Annotated in this window: 24 protein-coding genes and 1 tRNA gene; 19 read left to right on the top strand and 6 right to left on the bottom strand. The window is 59.6% G+C overall.

What is annotated here, in order from left to right:
* The first annotated feature begins 14 nt into the window (after positions 1-14).
* From hisD to XH98_RS04805, 9 genes are all read left to right on the top strand, one after another.
* On the top strand, positions 15-1,310 hold the full coding sequence (gene hisD / locus XH98_RS04840) for a histidinol dehydrogenase (RefSeq protein WP_271617937.1): 1,296 nt from the start codon (positions 15-17) through the stop codon (positions 1,308-1,310).
* The gene (locus tag XH98_RS04835) at positions 1,307-1,804 is read left to right on the top strand and encodes a UPF0262 family protein (protein WP_057759780.1); all 498 of its coding nucleotides are present in this window, start codon (positions 1,307-1,309) and stop codon (positions 1,802-1,804) included. Before hisD ends, XH98_RS04835 begins: the two co-directional genes overlap by 4 nt.
* A gap of 5 nt (positions 1,805-1,809) precedes the next feature.
* Entirely contained in the window at positions 1,810-2,277 is a 468-nt protein-coding gene (locus tag XH98_RS04830) for an arsenate-mycothiol transferase ArsC (protein ID WP_057759778.1), read from the top strand.
* Between the two features lie 147 nt (positions 2,278-2,424).
* The gene (locus XH98_RS04825; RefSeq protein WP_188098821.1) at positions 2,425-3,054 is read left to right on the top strand and encodes a Maf-like protein; all 630 of its coding nucleotides are present in this window, start codon (positions 2,425-2,427) and stop codon (positions 3,052-3,054) included.
* 126 nt (positions 3,055-3,180) lie between these two features.
* Entirely contained in the window at positions 3,181-3,363 is a 183-nt protein-coding gene (gene yacG, locus XH98_RS04820; protein ID WP_271603632.1) for a DNA gyrase inhibitor YacG, read from the top strand.
* Between the two features lie 174 nt (positions 3,364-3,537).
* Positions 3,538-3,613: transfer RNA gene (locus tag XH98_RS04815), tRNA-Phe, on the top strand.
* A 16-nt stretch (positions 3,614-3,629) separates the two neighbouring features.
* Entirely contained in the window at positions 3,630-3,812 is a 183-nt protein-coding gene (locus XH98_RS41000; protein ID WP_442868548.1) for a phage integrase central domain-containing protein, read from the top strand.
* A 132-nt stretch (positions 3,813-3,944) separates the two neighbouring features.
* Positions 3,945-5,060 carry an ion channel gene (locus XH98_RS04810; RefSeq protein WP_271617936.1) on the top strand — a complete coding sequence of 372 codons (1,116 nt, stop codon included), beginning with the start codon at positions 3,945-3,947 and terminating at the stop codon, positions 5,058-5,060.
* 466 nt (positions 5,061-5,526) lie between these two features.
* Entirely contained in the window at positions 5,527-6,159 is a 633-nt protein-coding gene (locus tag XH98_RS04805; RefSeq protein ID WP_271617987.1) for a LabA-like NYN domain-containing protein, read from the top strand.
* A gap of 748 nt (positions 6,160-6,907) precedes the next feature.
* On the opposite strand, the gene XH98_RS04800 is transcribed toward XH98_RS04805, so the two are convergent.
* A complete protein-coding gene (locus tag XH98_RS04800; RefSeq protein ID WP_271603634.1) occupies positions 6,908-7,633 on the bottom strand; it encodes a hypothetical protein in 726 nt (241 codons plus the stop codon).
* A gap of 342 nt (positions 7,634-7,975) precedes the next feature.
* Between XH98_RS04800 and XH98_RS04795 the strand changes: the two genes are divergently transcribed.
* On the top strand, positions 7,976-8,314 hold the full coding sequence (locus XH98_RS04795) for an H-NS histone family protein (RefSeq protein ID WP_057759758.1): 339 nt from the start codon (positions 7,976-7,978) through the stop codon (positions 8,312-8,314).
* Positions 8,315-8,514: 200 nt separating this feature from the next.
* Here XH98_RS04795 and XH98_RS04790 read toward each other — a convergent pair whose 3' ends face one another.
* Positions 8,515-8,805 (bottom strand): hypothetical protein, encoded by a 291-nt coding sequence (locus XH98_RS04790; RefSeq protein ID WP_271617935.1) that lies wholly within the window; start codon positions 8,803-8,805, stop codon positions 8,515-8,517.
* 111 nt (positions 8,806-8,916) lie between these two features.
* On the opposite strand from XH98_RS04790, the gene XH98_RS40995 reads away from it, so the two are divergent.
* Positions 8,917-9,294, top strand: coding sequence for a phage integrase central domain-containing protein (locus XH98_RS40995; RefSeq protein ID WP_442868543.1), 378 nt, complete (start codon positions 8,917-8,919; stop codon positions 9,292-9,294).
* Here the strand turns inward: XH98_RS40995 and XH98_RS04785 are convergent.
* The 4 genes from XH98_RS04785 to XH98_RS04770 all read right to left on the bottom strand — a co-directional run bounded on the left by XH98_RS04785 (position 9,284) and on the right by XH98_RS04770 (position 12,258).
* Entirely contained in the window at positions 9,284-10,144 is an 861-nt protein-coding gene (locus tag XH98_RS04785; protein ID WP_271617934.1) for an ABC transporter substrate-binding protein, read from the bottom strand. The two genes, XH98_RS40995 and XH98_RS04785, sit on opposite strands and share 11 nt — an antisense overlap.
* A gap of 314 nt (positions 10,145-10,458) precedes the next feature.
* Complete coding sequence (locus tag XH98_RS04780; protein ID WP_271617933.1) at positions 10,459-11,280, bottom strand: class I SAM-dependent methyltransferase; 822 nt, start codon at positions 11,278-11,280, stop codon at positions 10,459-10,461.
* Between the two features lie 324 nt (positions 11,281-11,604).
* The gene (locus tag XH98_RS04775) at positions 11,605-11,934 is read right to left on the bottom strand and encodes a hypothetical protein (RefSeq protein ID WP_271603638.1); all 330 of its coding nucleotides are present in this window, start codon (positions 11,932-11,934) and stop codon (positions 11,605-11,607) included.
* Positions 11,935-12,093: 159 nt separating this feature from the next.
* Complete coding sequence (locus tag XH98_RS04770) at positions 12,094-12,258, bottom strand: hypothetical protein (RefSeq protein ID WP_271603639.1); 165 nt, start codon at positions 12,256-12,258, stop codon at positions 12,094-12,096.
* A 250-nt stretch (positions 12,259-12,508) separates the two neighbouring features.
* Between XH98_RS04770 and XH98_RS04765 the strand changes: the two genes are divergently transcribed.
* From XH98_RS04765 to XH98_RS04730, 8 genes are all read left to right on the top strand, one after another.
* Positions 12,509-12,715, top strand: coding sequence for a hypothetical protein (locus XH98_RS04765; protein WP_271603640.1), 207 nt, complete (start codon positions 12,509-12,511; stop codon positions 12,713-12,715).
* Between the two features lie 429 nt (positions 12,716-13,144).
* Entirely contained in the window at positions 13,145-13,819 is a 675-nt protein-coding gene (locus tag XH98_RS04760) for an energy-coupling factor ABC transporter ATP-binding protein (protein ID WP_271603642.1), read from the top strand.
* On the top strand, positions 13,816-14,415 hold the full coding sequence (locus XH98_RS04755; RefSeq protein WP_271603643.1) for an energy-coupling factor transporter transmembrane component T family protein: 600 nt from the start codon (positions 13,816-13,818) through the stop codon (positions 14,413-14,415). Before XH98_RS04760 ends, XH98_RS04755 begins: the two co-directional genes overlap by 4 nt.
* Before the next feature lie 23 nt (positions 14,416-14,438).
* Positions 14,439-14,996 carry a biotin transporter BioY gene (locus tag XH98_RS04750; protein ID WP_271617932.1) on the top strand — a complete coding sequence of 186 codons (558 nt, stop codon included), beginning with the start codon at positions 14,439-14,441 and terminating at the stop codon, positions 14,994-14,996.
* A 34-nt stretch (positions 14,997-15,030) separates the two neighbouring features.
* A complete protein-coding gene (locus XH98_RS04745; protein ID WP_271617931.1) occupies positions 15,031-15,762 on the top strand; it encodes a biotin--[acetyl-CoA-carboxylase] ligase in 732 nt (243 codons plus the stop codon).
* 475 nt (positions 15,763-16,237) lie between these two features.
* Complete coding sequence (locus XH98_RS04740; RefSeq protein WP_271617930.1) at positions 16,238-17,773, top strand: AMP-binding protein; 1,536 nt, start codon at positions 16,238-16,240, stop codon at positions 17,771-17,773.
* Positions 17,748-18,938 carry a thiolase family protein gene (locus XH98_RS04735; protein WP_271617929.1) on the top strand — a complete coding sequence of 397 codons (1,191 nt, stop codon included), beginning with the start codon at positions 17,748-17,750 and terminating at the stop codon, positions 18,936-18,938. The genes XH98_RS04740 and XH98_RS04735 overlap by 26 nt, the downstream gene beginning before the upstream one ends.
* Positions 18,938-19,690: an SDR family NAD(P)-dependent oxidoreductase gene (locus XH98_RS04730; protein WP_271617928.1), complete on the top strand. Its 753-nt coding sequence runs from the start codon at positions 18,938-18,940 to the stop codon at positions 19,688-19,690. The genes XH98_RS04735 and XH98_RS04730 overlap by 1 nt, the downstream gene beginning before the upstream one ends.
* Positions 19,691-19,722: the final 32 nt, after the last annotated feature.

The raw sequence follows: 19,722 nt of genomic DNA, 5'->3' as shown, positions 1-19,722 counted from the left end.
GAAGCCAAGCCAAAATGCCCGTTCGTCTCGACCGCAGCAGTGCCGATTTTGACCAGCGATTCGCAGCCTTTCTCGCCACCAAGCGCGAGGTCTCGGCCGACGTCGAGGCCGCCGTGCGCGCCATCGTCGACGATGTGGCAAGGCGCGGCGACGCCGCCCTGCTCGAGGCCACGGCCAAGTTCGACCGGCTGACGCTGGATGCATCCGGCCTTCGCGTCTCGGCCGCCGAGATCGACGCCGCGACAAAGGCCTGCGATGCGGCGACGCTGGATGCGCTCAAGCTCGCGCGCGACCGTATCGAGACCTATCACCGCCGCCAGCTGCCGAAGGATGAGCGCTTCACCGATCCGCTCGGCGTCGAGCTCGGCTGGCGTTACACCGCGATCGAATCCGCCGGCCTCTACGTGCCGGGCGGCACTGCCGCCTATCCGTCCTCGGTGCTGATGAATGCGGTGCCGGCCAGGGTTGCGGGCGTGTCGCGCCTCGTGATGGTGGTGCCGTCGCCGGACGGCAAGCTCAATCCGCTGGTGCTGGCAGCGGCCTCGCTCGGCGGTGTCACCGAGATCTACCGCGTCGGCGGCGCGCAGGCTGTCGCCGCGCTCGCTTACGGCACCGCGACGATCGCGCCGGTCGCCAAGATCGTCGGCCCCGGCAATGCCTATGTCGCCGCCGCCAAGCGGCTGGTGTTCGGCAAGGTCGGCATCGACATGATCGCCGGCCCCTCCGAAGTGCTTGTCATTGCCGACGACACCGGCAATGCCGACTGGATCGCCGCTGACCTGCTGGCGCAGGCTGAGCACGATGCCAGCGCGCAGTCGATCCTGATCACGGATTGCGCGCGCCTGGCCGCCGATGTCGAGAAAGCCGTTGAAGCGCAGCTGAAGACGCTGCCGCGCGCCGCGATTGCCGGCAAGTCCTGGGCCGATTTCGGCGCCGTCATCATGGTGAGGAACCTCACCGACGCCATCCCGCTTGCGGACACGATCGCCGCCGAGCATCTCGAGATCATGACCCGCGATCCCGACGCGCTCGCCGCAAAAATCCGCAACGCCGGCGCAGTGTTTCTCGGTGCACATACGCCGGAGGCGATCGGCGATTATGTCGGCGGCTCCAACCACGTGCTGCCGACGGCGCGCTCGGCACGATTCTCTTCGGGCCTTGGGGTCGCCGATTTCATGAAGCGCACCTCGATCCTGAAATGCGGCCCGGACCAGCTGCGTGCGCTGGGGCCGGCTGCGATGACGCTCGGACAAGCGGAGGGGCTGGACGCCCATTCGCGCTCGATTGGATTGCGCCTCAATCTGTCATGACAAAGCCGCCCGAACAGGACGACTCGACCAATCGCATCGTTGCGGTCACCCTCGACGAGGACTCGATCGGCCGTTCCGGGCCCGACATCGAGCATGAGCGTGCGATCGCGATCTATGATCTGATCGAGCAGAACCTGTTCGCGCCCGACGGCGCCGAAGGGAAGGGCCCGTTCACGCTGCATATCGGCATCAGCGGCAACCGGCTGATGTTCGATATCCGCCGCGAGGACGGCACGCCCGTGGTCGCGCATCTCTTGTCGTTGACGCCGTTCCGGCGGATCGTGAAGGACTATTTCATGATCTGCGACAGCTACTACCAGGCGATCCGCACCGCGACCCCCGACAAGATCGAGGCCATCGACATGGGCCGCCGCGGCATCCATGACGAGGGATCGCGCACGTTGCAGGAGCGGCTGAAGGGCAAGGTGCGGGTCGATTTCGAGACCTCGCGCCGGCTGTTCACGCTCATCACTGTCCTGCACTGGAAGGGTTAGGTGCGATGGCGGGTCCGCCACGCGCACGCGATCCGCAATCGGTGCTGTTCGCCTGCGCGATGAACAGCGTGCGCTCGCCGATGGCCGCGAGCCTGCTCCAGCATATGTTCCCGCAAGGCCTCTACGTGAAGTCCGCCGGAGCCAGGAAAGGCGAGCTCGATCCGTTCGCGGTCGCTGTCATGGCCGAACTCGGCCAGGACATCTCCAGCCACAAGCCGCAGACCTTCGAGGAGCTGGAGGACTGGGAGGGGCTGAATTTCGACCTCATCATCACGCTGTCTCCGGAGGCGCATCACAAGGCGCTGGAGCTGACCCGCACGCTCGCCGCCGACGTCGAATACTGGCCGACGCACGATCCGACCACGATGGAGGGCAGCCGCGACCAGAAGCTCGCCGCCTATCGCGAGGTCTGTGACCAGCTCCTGATGCGGATCCGCCGGCGTTTCGCGAAAGTGGGCGCCGCGAGCGGATAGAGGCCGTAACACCTGCGTCACAGACCGAGGGCACACGCACGTCGGAAACCTCGAATCAGCAAAGTCCGGGTTCCGGGTTGTGAAATCAGCCCCCTTCCGATAGGTTCCGCGCGCAATTCACCCCTGCCTGATCCCCCAAATCACCTGATGCTCGGCCGCCCCAAATTCGTACTTGCCTCCGGTTCGCCGCGGCGCCTGTCGCTGCTCAACCAGGCCGGCATCGACCCCGATGCGCTCCGGCCGGCCGACGTCGACGAGACGCCGCGGCGGGGCGAGCTGCCGCGCGCCTGCGCCAACCGCCTCGCGCGGGCCAAGGCCGATGCCGCGCTCAAATCCGTGCAGCTCGACGACGAGCTGCGCGGCGCCTTCATCCTCTCTGCCGACACTGTGGTGGCGGTCGGCCGCCGCATCCTGCCCAAGGCGAACCTGGTGGACGAAGCCGCGCAGTGCCTGCGGCTGCTGTCGGGCCGCAACCACCGCGTCTACACCGCGATCTGCCTGGTGACGCCGCGCGAGGCCTTCCGCCAGCGCCTGGTCGAGACCCGCGTCCGCTTCAAGCGGCTCTCGGAGGACGACATCCAGGCCTATATCGGCTCCGGCGAATGGCGCGGCAAAGCCGGCGGCTATGCCGTGCAGGGTATCGCCGGCTCGTTCGTGGTGAAGATGGTCGGCTCCTACACCAACGTGGTCGGCCTGCCGCTCTACGAGACCACGACGCTGCTCGGCGGCGAGGGCTTCCCGATCCGCTTCGGCTGGCTCAACGCCACCGCGGTCTGACTGGAATCTCGAAAACAACCCCATGCACAGTAGGATCGGCCGGCGCGGATTCTGCGCAGCGGCCCGAGAAACCCGTTTGCTGCCGGGCCCTTGAACGCCCCGACCTCGTGTACAGCTATCCCGACCATGGACGACCAAATCAAAAAGCCCACCTCGCCCCTCAAAACCTGCCCGATCTGCGGCAAGCCGCAGGCGCAAGCCACCCGCCCGTTCTGCTCCTCGCGCTGCCGCGACGTCGATCTGAACCGCTGGCTGAAAGGCTCCTACGTCATCCCTGGCAGGGATGACGAGGTGGATGACGTAGAATAGCAAGTAATATCAATATCTTATGGTGGCGGCCGGCATGCGGCGGCAAGCCCGCCCGAGCTTGTACACAGCCGGGCCGCGCCCCGCGAAGCCGAAGGCGAAGCGTGGGTGGACAGGCCGCTCCGAGCCCACTATAAACCGCCCGCTCGATGGGCTTTGGCCCCTCTCTTGGAGCACGCCCAGGTAGCTCAGTTGGTAGAGCATGCGACTGAAAATCGCAGTGTCGGTGGTTCGATTCCGCCCCTGGGCACCAGCACCTCCTCCAGCGGATCGAAAAGAGCGGACGGCAGGAGACCGCTCATCGCCTTCGTGGAACGCTCGCTACCGTTTTCCGATACGCCGTTAGAACTTTCCGTGCGCCCCTCGATCCTGCCTCAGCGCGAAGAGGCGCTCTCCTAAAGGTCGAAGTGACCCACCGCCCGTCTATCACAGATGAGGTGAAGCTTGGCTGAATGCCACAAGCCGAGGGCTCGTCCTGATTCGCAAATGTCGAAGATAGAACGTGTAGGCGAATGACGGTCTCGATTTCCAGACGACCCATCTAGGCCGTCTGGACGCTCCCAAAAGCTAGAGGGGAAAGCGAGATGGACGGCCCAACGCGAGCACTGCTGAAGTCGACCGGAATGAATGCGGCGTGGCTGCTTTCGAGCGGGCTCTGCTATTGGCTCGTGACGCCCTCGCCCGCGACCGCCATCGTTTCACTCATCGCAGCGATTGGCTCGGGTCTGCTGCTTCGGCTGGCCATCCGGATTTTTTTGCGGTGGTTCGAAAGCATAAAACAACATCCGCCAGGCAATTTCGCTGTGCCGGCGATCACTCTCGTTATCTATTTCTTCCTTCTGATCGCCATGTGGTCTTACTTCTACGTTTTTCTCGCGCGGACGGCAGAGGACTTTCCGTTCTGCTCCGGCGCTGACCCGATTGATCCGAAACAGTTTGGTCTCCCCGAATCGTTCTATTTCACCGTCATCTCGTTTGCCACGGTCGGCTACGGAGATATCTACGCGTGCACGAGCGGATCGCGATGGGCGGTCGTGGTGGAACTTTCGAATGTCGTGATGATCGGTTTCATCGGGCTTCCTGCCCTTGTCAACCTGGTGATCGATCTCGCCCAGCGGAGGTTTGAAAGCATCAAATCTGCCGATGGCGACACCGACATACCCCTTGCCACCCTGACCATCGTCGTCGGTATGGCTATCATCGCCTCGGCTGAGCCGCTGACATACAACCTTCTGGCTGCGGGAAACACGGCGGACGGCGAGATAGTGCAGATATACGCTGGGATCAGCGCTGTGATGCTCATCGGCATTGCGTTCGGCGCGCTGATCGTGGCCACCAACCGGATGCTCGGCGGGCATGACACGCGATCGATATCGCTCACACACGCGATCCAACTTGTCGTCTTGGCCTACGTGCTTTTTGTCGAAGGCTTCGCTTACCTCTACCTTCTCATTGATCGACCTGGCGCGAATGCCTTCGCCTTTGCACGAAGCACCGAGCATCGACTCGATTTCGGGAGTGCAAGCTACTTCAGTCTGACGACGCTCACGACGACGGGTTTTGGCGACATCGCGCCACTATCGCCGACAGCGCGGATCGCCGCGATCGGGCAGATCACGATAGGGATTATGTTTACCTTGTTCGCTTTCGGGCTCGTCACCTCAGCCATCGTGAAGCAGCGCGCGCAAACACGCGCTTGAACCAAACGCCCTGTTTCCAGTTCGCCTTTTGGGACAGGAGATCCTCATCGCATCGCAAGGCACTGGATCCGACAGAAAAGAGCCCGCCGGAGCGGGCCTTTGTAGTCTAAGCTGTTAGTGCCGCGGACGACGTTGTTGGGCACGTGGTTGCCCGATGTCCCGTCTCATTGCAGATCGAGCATTTGGGACCGCGGCGCTCGCGAGCCGCGCCACCAAGAAGCTCATTGAGCTCGGTATCCAACTCCTCACGCTTCGCGATGAGTTCCTTCACTCGCGCGATCTTTCCGTCCAGGTCCATGTGCACGGAGAACAATCGATAGTGCTGACGCCAACTCCTGGGCGGACATACCTATGTATAGCTTTGCGAGGTCAAGCTTCGATGAAAGCTTTAGAAGTGCCGTTTCATTTGGCGGGTTCACCCGCGCTGGGCCCGCAGCATGGCACTTGCGGCCAGAGATCGTCCATCATGTCAGGTCCCAGCAAGATTGCGCTTTTCATCGACGGAGCCAATCTCTATGCCACGGCGAAGACACTCAACTTCGACATAGATTACAAGCGCCTACTCAGTGAATTTCAAAGTCGCGGGACGCTGCTGCGGGCATTCTACTACACTGCCATTATCGAGGATCAGGAATATTCCTCGATCCGTCCGCTGGTCGACTGGCTAAACTACAATGGCTACACCGTCGTCACCAAGGCCACCAAGGAGTTCGTCGACCCCGCCGGGCGCCGCAAAGTCAAAGGCAACATGGACATCGAACTCGCCGTAGACGCCATGGAGCTCGCCGAGCACATCGATCAGATGGTGCTATTCTCGGGTGACGGCGACTTCCGCCCCCTGGTCGAGGCCGTCCAGCGCCGGGGCGTGCGGGTCACGGTGATCTCCACCATCGCCAGCCAGCCGCCGATGATCGCCGACGAGTTGCGCCGCCAGGCCGACGTCTTCACCGACCTTCTCGAACTCCAAGCCAAGATTGGTCGCAATCCGTCTGAACGGCCGGCACCCCGTGAGCGCGAGTCGCGCTATCGCTCGCACCAGGTCCCAGAGCGTGAGGCCACCCCAGAGCTCAGGGGAAATGATAGCGCGCTCGAGGACTGAGCTACGAAGCGAGATTGCTCGTGTGATCCCAAAGCCATATGACCGGCTCCTTCGGCGCACGTGCTCGCTCCTTGGAGCTGAGCCGCGAAGACGGGCGCAACGAATAAGCCCGGCATTTGCGCCGGGCCGATCGCTAATATGGTTCGGTTCTGAGCAACGGACCAACTAGACAAGACTCGGTCGCGTCCAGTCGGTTCGGATTCCGACATTACAATGCTTGCCCACGAGCTTCGCATAGCTTGTTGTTACTCCGCGCGCCGCCCGACTCCCGTCTCGCGATTGCCGGCAGGTGCGCTTTGACGCGCAGGAAGGCCCCAGCAAGTAGCATCCGAAAGTGATGTGAAGCTCGAACCGAAAATGGTTCCGGCAAGCTGCGTCGAGGGAAGCTAACTGACCGCCGCTAAACGACAAATTTGGTTAGCGACGAGCCGATTGCTTTCCCAAAGCTCAACGTCGTGCTCGCCATACATTTGCTCGGCTCGACATCTCGCAGCCTGCTCATCGATGCAATCGAACTTCGCGGCGCAGATCACTCGCCGGCTGCTGTCCACCACGAACACTTTGTACCGCATGACGACAATTCCATCCCAACGGGGTCGTCATCCGTAGTCAATGTCCGCCTGAGGCAGCACCAAACTCAACGAATGCGCGCGGAACCTTTGTACCTGTGGCCATTTGGCTATACGGGCGCCTGGAACTCTTCCGTCGCACGGCAGCGCGTCAGGTACTCTGCCCAAGTGTACTGGCTTCAGTAGCGCAATCTCACCGCATGCCGAAGCGAGCGGCTCGTGCTTAAGATGGAGAGCATCCCCAGCATCATCAGCAGTACGCCGAGCCAAGTTGCCGTCCGGCTCGCCGCCTCGTTACCAGCCTCCGCGAGGCGTACGCCGATCGGCATAATCGGAGGTTCGGACGAAGTCACCACATCGGTTGCCGGCGCGGTCGCGAGAAGTTGCTCGACATCGATTTGGCCGGGCACGAGGGGCGTCGGCCGGCGGCCATGCGCAGAGATGAGGTCCGCCGACATCAGAGCGATGTCTCTATCGAGATCGGAGTCAGCATCAGCTACCTTGACTTCAGGGTGAGGCGGCTGAGACGGCTCGGCCGGTGCCGAGCTCAGCAACTCCGCGCGCGCACCAACGACCCCGATCTGCCGGGGCCGCACGGTCCCGCTCCGGTCCAAACTGGCGGTGCTATCTTTGGCCACGCGCCGAGGAACGGTCTTCACCTTCGCGGTACTCTCGGTCAGGAACCAGCATTTGCGGTGCCCGTCCATTCGATAGACCCAATGCTGGCCGGCGGGGCTCGAGCTGCCGGGGCGTGCCACGCATTCCGCTTGCGGCGGAGAGGGCACAGCAGGTTGTGGTGCAGCGGTATTGAAGATGTCCGCAAGAGGATTGGAGGACGCAGGCGCCGTCGAAAGAATTTCAACAAGAACCAAGCTGACGAAGCACAATCGCAAATAACCGGTCATCGAAAACTCCCGGTGTTGCGCCCCCGGCCAGCGTCACCGTTCGCGCCAACCTGGGCCATCATGCGGCTTAAATCTGGCCGCGCAATGAATTAATTGTGCTCTCGATCTTCGATTTAATACGCTCGCCCTAGCGCTAGGCTGCTACACGCTGCATCACAGCTCGCCTGTAGTCGCCCCGCACCAAATAAATGCGCCGCCATGATATTACCCCCGTCCTGCCTTTCTCCGATTACCTCCCGGAGTTAACTGTGGCTGTGCGACCAAGAGGAATGGAGATTTGTCTGCTCGTTAATTCCCAAATTGTCTGCGCGGGCTTTCTCTCCAAAGAATTCGGATTGAGCCATGGACACTGAGCATTTCAATTCGCTCTCCCTTGAGGAGCTCTGGAGTCTGCATCAACAAGTTGTCGCCAGCCTCGCTGAGAAACTCTTGCTGCAAAAAGCGCGGTTGGATGAACGGCTGCACAAGATTGGCTTGGCTGATGCGGTCACACGGTTCGACCGCAAGCGCCGACCGTATCCACCCGTCCGACCCAAATATCGCAATCCGAAGAACCCGGCGGAGACCTGGTCGGGACGCGGCAGGCTGCCCAGGTGGCTGCGGCCGCAACTTCGGAGCGGCCGGAAATTGGACGATTTCCTAATCGACCAGGCTGCGGCTCAAAAGCGGCAGGCAAATTGATCGCCCAGTCCCGATGATACTGGGAAGAACAAGCCAACGAGCAAATCACGTAGTGTTACTCATACAAAGATGGGTTGGAAGAAAACGAGACCTTTCCGCGCTTGAGCTCGCAGCTGGGATTGCGGTCCACGTCGGCAACCGCTCGCATGATGGCGTCCCGGCAGGTCATAATATCGTTCCAGCAAACGAAGGCGCGTCCATCATCGCAGACACGTTGTTTGCGGTGCGGCGACGCTCTTTGAATTGATCGCGTCTTGCTCGAACGCTGGAATGTGCTTCGCAATCAGCTCGGCAAGACTTTGCTTGTTCGCGCATCCGTAGCACTCGTCACGGACCGATCGTGCGACTTGCCATAGATAGCAATTGTCGACGACGCCCATCATGAGCTCTTTGATTTCCTCCTCGCTGATGCGGTCGTGGAAACCGTCGAGTTCTGTGTTCTCGCGGAAGCACAAATTCGCCATCCACTTCGCCAGTCGTTTGCGGATCACCCATCACTTATCAGTTTGTCGAATTGACCGGGGGACATAATTCTAAGGCGACGGAGCTGACGGGTAGGAGTATGGGTAGGGGATTTCTAGTCGGCAGAATTGTGAAGTTATATGAGTGGTTTTGGCGCCCAAATATGGTCCGCCCCTGCGCACCAGCGCGTCCTCCAGCGGATCGAAAAGAGCGGACGGCGGGAGACCGCTCATCGCCTTCGTGGAACGCTCGGTACCGTTTTTCGATACGCCGTTAGAACTCTCCGTGGGCCCCTCGATCCTACCGCAGCGCCAAGAGGCGCTCTCCTAAAGGTCGAAGTGACCAACCGCCCGGCTATCACAGATGAGGTGGAGCTTGGCGGTCTTATGCTCGCAATCGACGAGTACGATGGCTGGCCCACGCTCCCTGAAGCTTCGCAACCTCAGCTTCCGCGTTCCGGACCGGATAGACCGAGCGCCACCCGGCAACAGACTACGATTGTTTTGGCTACTCGATGACCTTATCAGCACGGCCCAGCAATGTTGGAGATATGGTGAGGCCTAACGCCTTCGCCGTCTTGAGATTGACAACCAATTCGAATTTTTGGGCTGCCTGAACCGGCAGGTCTGCCGGCCGGGTACCACGAAGAATGCGATCGACGTAGTCTGCTGTCTGCATGATGGTATCGCTGCGATCAATACCATAAGTCACAAGCGCTCCCGCGTATGCGTGGGCCTCGAATGCAAATATTGTTGGCATGAAATTGGCGGTCGCCCGCTGGATTATGAGATCGCGATTGACCTCGGTGATGGCGTGAGGCAACGCAATGACGCCCCCTCGACTTCCGCTCGCAATGAACTCGGCGAATGCGCGCTCTACTTCGGCGCTGTTGTGGATACCGGCAGCAGTTACCTGAATCTTGAGTGGTCCAGCCAAGCTCTCTATCGCCCCGAAGAATTCCTTGTGTGCGGCCGTTTCGGGATGCATGAAGACCAACACCCGAGTGGTGTCCGGTGCAGCTTCCCTGAGCACCTCAAGCCACTTGCCACCCATCGAAGCCTCAAAATTGGTGAAGCCGGTTATGGTGCCGCCGGGCCGAGCCAGATTTTGGATGAAGCCGCTTCCGGCCGGATCGGCAACCATCCCGAACACGATGGGTACGTTGCCGCCGAGCGGCTTCAGGATGGCAACTGCCGGGTTACTTAGCGCCACGATAACATCAGGATGCGCAGCGACCAACTCGCCTGCTTGCAGGCGCATGCTGCCGGCATCGCCGTCCCAAGCGCGAACCAGGAATTGGACGTTTCGGCCTTCGACCCAACCGAGTGCCTCAAGGCGGGCCTTATAAGGCGCCAGTATCTCGCGCACTTGGAGCGGGCTCCACCATATGCCGATCGTGCGCAAACTTCGCTGCGCGAGAGCCGCCGACAGATCTCCGTAAGCCGCGGCCCACAAGCCCGCAAGAAACACCCGTCGTTTCATCGATGAGCCAGCATCAGATCATCCATCGGAGGCACATTGTACCGAATTTGATCGATCTAACTACGTCATCGGCAGCACATAGTCGCATCCTACGTCGGGAGCGCATGGCCCGCTGCTGGCAGTCGCAAAAGCCGTTTGGGTGAGCGAATCGCGTGTCACTTGCGGGCACCCCAGGTTCGCGTTGCGGTGCCGGATCGATGCTAAATCTTCGGCGCGATGGCGCAGATCACGTTTGTCTCGACTGACGTTGTACCGCTCTCCCGCAGCTTCTTCAGGTTCGCGGCTTTGACCCCGGCTCTTTCGCCCTCGCTCATCTGCTCGACCGTCCAGCGGTAACCTGAACCGAGCACTATGGTCCACCAATCCTCCACAGACTGAAGCCGTTGCTTGCCGTCTTCGGAGGTGACCTCAGCGCCGCGGATCCCACTCTCCGACAGAAGCTGGCGCAGCGCGTCCGGCCTGGTGATGCGCTCCCAAGGGCTGACGGTTGCGACGAGATCGGGACGGAACTCCTTCACCGCCGACCAGAATGCTTCAGAGCCAGGCTCGAACATTCTTGGCCCCCAGGTGGTGATGGCGAGCTTTCCGCCGGGCCGCAGCACGCGCCACAGTTCGCGAATCTCAGCGACCATATCGGCCACGAAGAACAGCGAAAACACCGAGATCACGGCGTCGAATGATGCATCTGGGTAGCTCAGTGCCGTCATGTCAGCACGACGGAACTCGACGTTGTGCAGATGTTGCGCGAGGCTTTTCGAGCGCGCGATCGTCAGCAGCCGTTCTGCAAGGTCGATCCCAATAACTCGCCCCTGCGGTCCGACATCGATCGCGGCTGGTATGGCGGAAGCGCCGCTCCCGCAACCGACATCAAGCACCGCCGATCCCGGTGCGAGCGAGAGCCTTTGCACGGTGAGCCGACCATAGCGATCCCAGAACGCAAGCGGGCCATCATCAAAGTGGTCCGCTGCCGCGTTATACGTCGCCTCTGCCTTCAGCTTGGCTGGGTCGCTGACTGGATCCATTTCGTAGATCCCCTACAAACCGTAGGCTACGTTACACGCGCTTATATCAAAAGCGGTCCCAACTTGGAAGGTCCGGTCGGGGTCAACAGCCGACGTTCACTGGCCCTTACTGCCCTCAGGTTGAATGGGAGAAGGCGGGCCGCCCTGGGGTATGAAAATAAGTCCCGATCAACGAACAGTCCGAACGCTGACCACCGGATGAGCGCGGCGCCAAACAGCACTATGGCTGTCGAGCCAACCAGCACTCTTTGACCTCACGGTGCATACCGCATTCTAGTTGCCGCCTGCTGTCAGGCCCCCTTCCGTTGCTCCCGCTCGCTCCCTTCAGGGTAGCTCGTTCGACGGCGGTTTGAACTCGATATCATCGGGAAACGAACGCGATTGCCGCGCCCGCCCCAGGACTTCGCCAGCGGCCGACTTAACGGTCACCTCATATTGGTAGACACCGGGGTTGCAAGGTCCGAACGTCCGAAGAGCGCCAGCCGGAAGGATGCCGTTCTTTGGCAGGAGAACTTCCTGGCCGCCGTATTCGTGATCAGCTTGGGTAAGCTGCACGAGGATTGAAGCCGCTCCTTGCGGAACGTCCTTAAGTCGGATTTCTGGATTTTCGAACAGGCTAACGCAGGGCCTTGAGGTGAGAAAGGAGAAGCTCATTGTCATTCCTGCACTGGCCTGTCGTGAGACCAAGCCGTGCTGAAGCTGCTGCCGCGCGGCCGTTTGGGCCGCTGCCGAGGTGGCCCAGATCAGGACCAAACATGTGACTGAAATTTCTCGCATTGGCTACGATAGCACAGGCCGAGAGACGAGTCTGATCTATTCTCGATCGGTTGCTATGGCGGTCCGTCTTCTGATCTCGTCCTCGATTTTCTCAAGCAAGTCCAGGATCTCGGGACTATCCAAGTCCTCGACCGCGGCGCGCGTATAGCGCTCCACGATCGTCAGCTCAGTCTCTGAGAAAGGTCCAGCGCCGTTTTGCATCACCATCTCCAGTCTGTACGAAGCGGGAGCATTCGGCTCTCGGTCACCGATAGATGCCGCGGACCGTGCGGTGATATCAAACGTTAGCACGCCGTAAGCGACCTCGTCCAAAGCAAATCAAGCGATTTAAATGACTCGCATTCCGGCTGCTTTCGGATAAGGATTGGGTGTCACAGTGCGGATCGTGGCTTTTGCCTGTGATGAGAACGCCCGGTGCGCTCCCGCCTTCCTCTAGGAAAAGGAGCTTGCCATGCTGTCCCAGGGCCATGTTCAACAGGCAGCGGCACTTGAGGAGCGTCTCATAAGAGAGGCGCAAACTCTACGAGCGGAGGCGAAGCTCCTGCCCGAGGGCTTGCTCCGTGACGCTGCCTTGAGAAAGGCGCTGCAGATCGATACGGCTGTGATCTGGTTCAACTCTCCGGGCGTGCGGCAGTCGAACGGCAGCGATAGCGATTGATATCCCCCTTGTCTCAGGAGGCGGGTGAAGCGTGTGACGATTTCGCGATTTTCGTCGGGCTTTGCCGCGCGTCTCGGTGTTGAGGAAGAGTTCACCGGCGGGCGGAGAAGGCATTCACGCCGCCAGCAATTGTGCCGGCGCCATCGCGAGATTCCGACGCTCACAAGAGTTGAGGCGGGGTGCCTGGTCATGCCGCGCCTGCGGTTCCGTATAGGATCGTTGCAGCTGCCGGCTGCCCACGCGGCAATCAAGGTGAGAGAAGTGTTGAGGACATCCAAACAGGGGAGATTGATCAGCTCCTTCCATAGGCCTACCGCCGTCAAGACTTCAAAGGAAGGGCCTGACCTGCTAGGCGAACAAAGGCGCTTTCGATTGCCTGACAGGGCGAAAGTTGCAAACTGGTGTGCGTCCAGCAGATAGTGACAGCCAATGATCGAAATCAACGACGTTTCCTTGAGCTATGATGGATTCTCAGTACTCAGGAATATCAATCTAACGCTCTCCGAACAGCGGATCGCGATTGTCGGATCGAACGGGTCGGGAAAAAGTAGCTTTGCGCGCTTGCTCAACGGCCTTCAGCTGCCGACTGAAGGCAAGGTCGTCGTCGACGGATTCGACACAAAAAGGGACGGCAAGCAGGTTCGCAAGAAGGTCGGCTTTGTCTTCCAGAATCCGGACAACCAGATCGTTTTTCCGGTTGTGGACGAAGATCTTGCCTTTGGGCTAAAGAACCTAAAGCTTCCAAAGGAGCTCGTCGATCAGAAGGTCACCGAGGCACTGAGCCGATATGACCTGCTCCCATTTCGCAAGCATGCCTCTCATCATCTGAGCGGCGGCCAGAAGCAACTCATAGCGATTTCCGGAGTGCTGGCGATGGAGCCAACCTATGTCGTGATGGATGAGCCGACAACGCTCCTTGATTTGCGGAACAAGAGACGCATTGCTGAGGTCATCGACTCGCTCGAACAGACCGCGATCGTAGTGTCCCACGATCTTGACTTCCTTCGCAGCTTCGATCGAGTCATCGCGTTCGAGGACGGAGGAGTTGTGATCGACGACAGTCCGTCTTCGGCGTTAGCGCGGTACGTAGAGCGTCTCTCATGAGCCTAGGCACGTACCTTCATCGGGACTCGATTATCCACCAACTGCCTGCCGGGATCAAAGTCCTTCTATTGCTGGTCGGCGGTACAGCACTCTTTCTAATTCACGACATTTGGATCATCGGTGCTGTCTTGAGCGGAATCGTATGGCTGTACGTTCTCGCTGAGATCCCCGGCAGAATCCTCATAGCGCAAATTCGTCCCGCCTCCTGGATATTCTTGGTCATTTTCCTGTTCCAGCTGTTCACCAGAGACGCGGTATTCGCGGGGCTAGTGGTCTCGCGATTCGTTGCTCTTCTCCTGTTGGCATCATTGGTGACGTTGAGCACGCCGGCTTCGTCCATGATCGAAGCCGTTGAGGGGAGTATCGGGGGGTTGCGGCGTATTGGCATCAACCCAGCTAAGGTCAGTCTCGGACTGTCGCTGGCGCTTCGTTTTATTCCAGTGGTTGCAAAGATCACGGCCGAGGTCAGAGAGGCTCAGAGGGCTCGCGGTTTGGAGCGGAGTGTGATCGCGGTAGCGCTGCCGGTCATCATAAGGACTCTGAAAATGGCGGACGATGTCGCCAATGCTATTGATGCGCGAGCCTACGACCCGTAGAATGCTCTGGTTGTGGGGGAGCCATGGCGACCAAAGATATCGTTTACATCGCTCTGTTTGCAGCGGTGACGGCCGCCGTCGGGTTGTTTCCGCCATTTCCATTGCCAGTCACTGGCGTTCCAATCACAGTGCAAAACATTGGCCCGCTCCTGGCAGGGACAATTCTCGGCGCGAAGCGCGGCCTGCTCTCGCAGGTTCTGTTCATTATCTTGGTGGCGGTCGGTCTACCGCTGCTCGCGGGTGGCCGCGGTGGCTTCGCGGTGTTTTTGGGGCCGACCGGAGGTTTCCTTCTCGCCTGGCCCGTGATTGCCTTGTTTGTTGGCTACGCGGTCGAGAGCTGTTGGAGAAATCTGACGCTACCCAAGACGATCGCGTTCTGCGTCATAGGCGGGCTCGGAATTAGCTATCTGATGGGAATTCCCTGGATGGCCGCCTTGCTACACCTGAGCCCGAACCAGGCGATGCTTGGCTCGCTACCTTTTGTGCCTGGCGACTTGGCTAAAGCCGTTCTCGCCTCGGTTATAGCCATGTCCGTACGACGTTCATACCCGATCATTAACCGCGAGCAGAGTTGCCGGTAGACGGACAGCTGGATGCAAGGTCGCAGGAAGGAACATGATCGGTCGATCTAAGTGCGCTATTCCTATTCACGACTATGATGAGTTGGATAGCACCAATGCTGAGGCCAAACGCTTGGTCGAGCTTGGAAGCGACGGTGCATTTGTGGTGTCTGCGGCCAAGCAAACGGCCGGAAGAGGCCGTTTTGGTCGCGTCTGGCACGCCCCAAAGAACAATGTCGCAATGACAATTACGCTGCCCCATAATGCGGAGCATGAAGATTTCACGACTTTGCCATTGACGACTGGCCTCGCGATACACGACGTCTTGCGAGATCTGATCAATGATCGGGCTGCGGTGAAGATCAAATGGCCGAATGACATAGTTGTTGATGATGCAAAGATCTCTGGAACTCTCATCGAGAGCGACGCCAACAGGATCTATGTCGGGATCGGGGTCAATCTTGCATCGGAACCGGAGGGGGTAATCTACCCTACGACTTCCCTCGGTCGCTTCTGCGACATCGAACGATTAGCTCTCGTTGAACGGATCGCAAGTAGCTGGTTGGCGCGCTTTGAAAGCTGGACCCAAGCCGGTTTCGTGCCGATCGCAGACGCCTATAGTAGAAATATCTGGCGATATGGACAGTCCATATCGATTGCGCTTAACGAGGCTCGGACAGTCCGCGTCGAAGGGCTCTGTCGTGGCGTGAGCAACGCAGGGTTCTTGCTTCTCGAATTGCCCGGAGGTGAAGTGCGGGCGTTCTCGACCGGTGATGTTGGCGCGTAAAGTTGCGGTAGCCGCGGCCAAGTAATTCGCACGGAGACCCTGACTGGTTGGGACCTCTCGCGACCCCTGCGAAGAAGCAGCCGTTGGATGGTCTTCTCTTAGGCCCGGCAGGCAGCGTCTCGGGGGGGCAAGTCGGATCACCGGCAGGTGAAACACTAAGAAATCAAAATCCCGCTCAGTCGGCCAGAGCAGATCAGACGGAAGCGGCTAGCGCGACAATAGGCCGTGCGAAAACTCCATTCGGACGCATCGCATGACATCGCCCGCTTCTCGAAATTTGCGGATAATTGTCTCCCAGTGCAAACTAAACCTCTGGTAGTTCCTGTTTGTTTTGATAAGTTGGATATCCAGGGTCTTGGATGAGCGACGAAATCAGGCATCACGCCCGCGTCCGAGGCACTGTGCGTGCCGGTGCGACGTGCACCGACCTGCGCTTGACGCCGGAGTAGATCGCTAGCGACGAGTCGGGTTTTACATGCCGTTTCATCAACAGCTTCATCACCACGCCGCGGCCACCCCAGATAAGCCCGCCTTCATAATTGATGGCAAGGTGCGCAGTTTTGCCGAACTGGAAAATCGATCGCAATTATTCTGGGCTTATGTCGCGTCGTTGCCAGGGAGCCGGAAGGAGCTTCCCATCTTGAATCGGGTTGAAAAGGTCGTTGCGCTCGATCTCGGAAACCACCTGCTCTTCCCTGAATTGTTTGTTGGCGCCACTCACGGAAATAACGTGTGCGCGGTTCTTGATCCCAAGATGCTGCCCAGCCAGCTTCAGGATATACTGACAAGACTGAGGCCGGATCTGATCGTCACAGAGACGACGAGCACCAGCGTTGCAGATATTGCAAGGCGCATGGGATTTAACGTCGAGACTGCCGATGCGTTCGTGAAGCCACGTCAAGGCAATCCGCCGGCCGACCCTAAACAGCCGCCAGAGACAGAAGACGGCACCTTCTTGGTGAATTTCACCTCCGGCACGACCTCTCAACCGAAAGCCTATAGTCGGTCGCGCGCGGCGTGGCGCGCAAGTCTGGCTCGTGGAGTGCCCCTGTTCGGCCTGCAGGATGCTCCTGCTACTATGTGCCCGGGCGCTCTCGCCCACGGTCTGGCGTTGTACTCTCTGGCTGAGACCCTTCACAGCGGCGGCACGTTCCACACTGTGAAGCAATGGAATGCCGATCTCGTGGCGAACGCGCTGAGCCGTGGCGACATCGACAGATTAGTCGCGGTCCCAACGATGGTCAGCGCGCTCGCGGAGCGGGTCTCACCCCCATCCCCTATCTTTCCGTCGATTCGGGACGTGCTGACTGCAGGCGCCAAGCTCAGCAGCAAGCACGTTGCGCTGATGCGCAGCATGTTCCCCCAAGCTCGCATCATGGAGTACTACGGAGCATCAGAACTGGGTTTTGTTTCCGTTTCGACCGTACATCCCTCCGACCCCGAAACGCCGATCGGCACAGTGGGGAAGGCGTACCCAGGGGTCGAGATTAGTGTACGGCGCTCCGAGCAGATGCTTGGCGATGGGGCCGTAGGAACCATCTACGTCAAGAGTGACCTGATTTGCGACGGGTATCTTTGGGGCGATGATGGCAAAGCCTTTAGAGTCGATTCGAGCGGGGCAACCGTGGGCGACATTGGCGAGCTCAAGCCAAACGGTGCCCTGACTGTGATGGGGCGAGAGGGAGGCATGCTGATTACTGGCGGCTTCAACGTATACGTCTCGGAAGTGGAAGCCGTGCTGAAGAATATTGCCGAAGTGGATGAAGCCGTTGTTCTTGGCGTCGATGATGCGTATCTGGGGACGCGTCTGGTCGCGATACTGTGTGGGAGCTTTGAGGGTGGCAAAGGTATCCTCGAAGAAGCGGGCAAATCGCTTCCACGGTACAAGATACCCCGAGACCTCTACAGGACATCGTCATGGCCGATGACAACCAGCGGCAAAATCGCCAGGGGAAAGATCGCAGAACTGCTTCAAGATGGCCAGTATGACTCCATCGAACTTACAACCTGATCGTCAGCCTATCGTTGTTTCGGCTTTTCGTACACCGATTGGTCGTGCCTTCGGAGCATTCGAGGACGTCGAGCCACACGAACTCGTCGCACCAATCATCCGCCATATGCTCAGCAGAATTGACGCTCGGCCCGGCCTGATCGACGACGTCATTCTTGGCAATGCGATGGCGGCTGGCGGCAACATAGCCCGACTTGCGGCGTTGGCGTCTGGCCTGCCCGTCAGTGTCCCCGGGCTAACCGTAGACCGGCAGTGTGGCTCAGGATTGGAGGCGATCATTCTTGCATGCAGGCTGGTGCAATCGGGCGCTGGCGAGTGGTACGTTGCGGGAGGCGTCGAGTCGACTAGCAGGGCTCCTTGGCGGATTGAAAAGCCGCGCACCAAAGGCGGTCTACCTCGTTTCTACAACAGGGCGCGCTTTTCCCCCGACGACATCGGCGATCCGGAAATGGGTGTCGCGGCAGAAAATGTAGCCCGTGAATGCAACATTACGCGCGAGCGCCAGGACATCTTCGCTCTTGCTAGCCATCAGAAGGCCATCGCGTCGATCGATGCGGGGTCTTTCGAGGAGGAAATTGTTCCCATCGAGACTCGACGCGCGGTGATAGATCGTGATGAATGCCCGCGCCGCAACACGTCGTTGGATGCTCTCTCGTCGCTAAAGCCCGTCTTTGTCGAGAACGGAACCGTCACAGCGGGAAATTCGTGCCCGCTCAACGATGGCGCCTCCGTGACGATGATCTTGAGCAGGCGCCTGGCCCGTGAGCTTCGCCTGAAGCAGGGGTTGATGTTCATCGACGCGGCCTCGGCTGGAGTCGATCCAAATCTGCTCGGTCTCGGGCCCGTCGACTCGACAAATCGGCTGTTGCGACGATTGCCATCTCTCACGCTCGACAAAGTTGAACTGATCGAGTTCAACGAGGCATTTGCTGCGCAAGTTCTCGGCTCGCTGGATCGTCTCGGTATTGCTGCCGATAAGGTCAATCACGAAGGAGGCGCTCTCGCTCTGGGACATCCCTTCGGCGCATCTGGTGCGATACTCGTGACGCGGCTGTTCTCCCAATTCTTGCGCCGGCGAGCAGATGGCGCTCTTGGAATGGCGATGCTCGGGATTGGTGGCGGGCTTGGGCTCACCACGCTGTTTCAATGGGTCGGAGAACTCTAATGCAGACAACTCCAAAGAGCATCTTTATTACGGGGGCCTCTAGCGGGATAGGCGCAGCCCTGTCGGTGGCCTATGCAAGTCCAGGTGTGCACCTCGCCCTTGTTGGTCGCGACGATCGGCGGCTTTCCGATGCCGCCGCTCGTTGCCAAGCCCGCGGAGCTGATGCTTCGGCGCTTGTTCTGAATGTCGCAGACCAGGCCGCGATGGCGAGTGCCATCACAGCAGTTGACCACAAATATCCCTTGGATCTGGTGATCGCGAACGCTGGTATTGCCAAAAGCCAGGAAGATTCAGCATTTGCCAGGCAGTTGGTGAGCACGAATATCTTGGGTGTTCTGAACACTGTCGAGCCGGCAGTAGATGCGATGCTCTCCAGACGGCATGGGCATATCGCGATCATGAGTTCGCTTGCCGCTTTCCGGGCGTTTGGAGGTCCGCCGGGATACACAGCAAGCAAAGCGTGGGCGCGTCTCTACGGAGAGGCGCTGCGCGGACGATTGGCCAGCAAGGGAATCGCGGTCAGCGTTATCTGCCCCGGGTTTGTTTTAACCCCAATGACCTCCGCCGCTGGCAAAGACGGCATGTCTGCCGAAGACGCGGCAGAAGCGGTCAAGTCCGGAATTGAACGAAATTTGGCGCGGATCAGTTTCCCGCGAGGTATGGCCGGCAGCACGTGGTTGTCCAATATGTTGCCGAGCTGGTGGACTGACCGCAAAATCAAACGGAAATGGCAAATGTCGCGGCGGCATTAGGGCAATTCGAACATTGGCTCGTTTGTCCCTTT

Source organism: Bradyrhizobium sp. CCBAU 51745 (assembly GCF_028128715.1).
Lineage (GTDB): Bacteria > Pseudomonadota > Alphaproteobacteria > Rhizobiales > Xanthobacteraceae > Bradyrhizobium > Bradyrhizobium manausense.
Note: the sequence above shows the minus strand (reverse complement) of the source record. Positions and strands in the feature narration are given on the sequence as shown.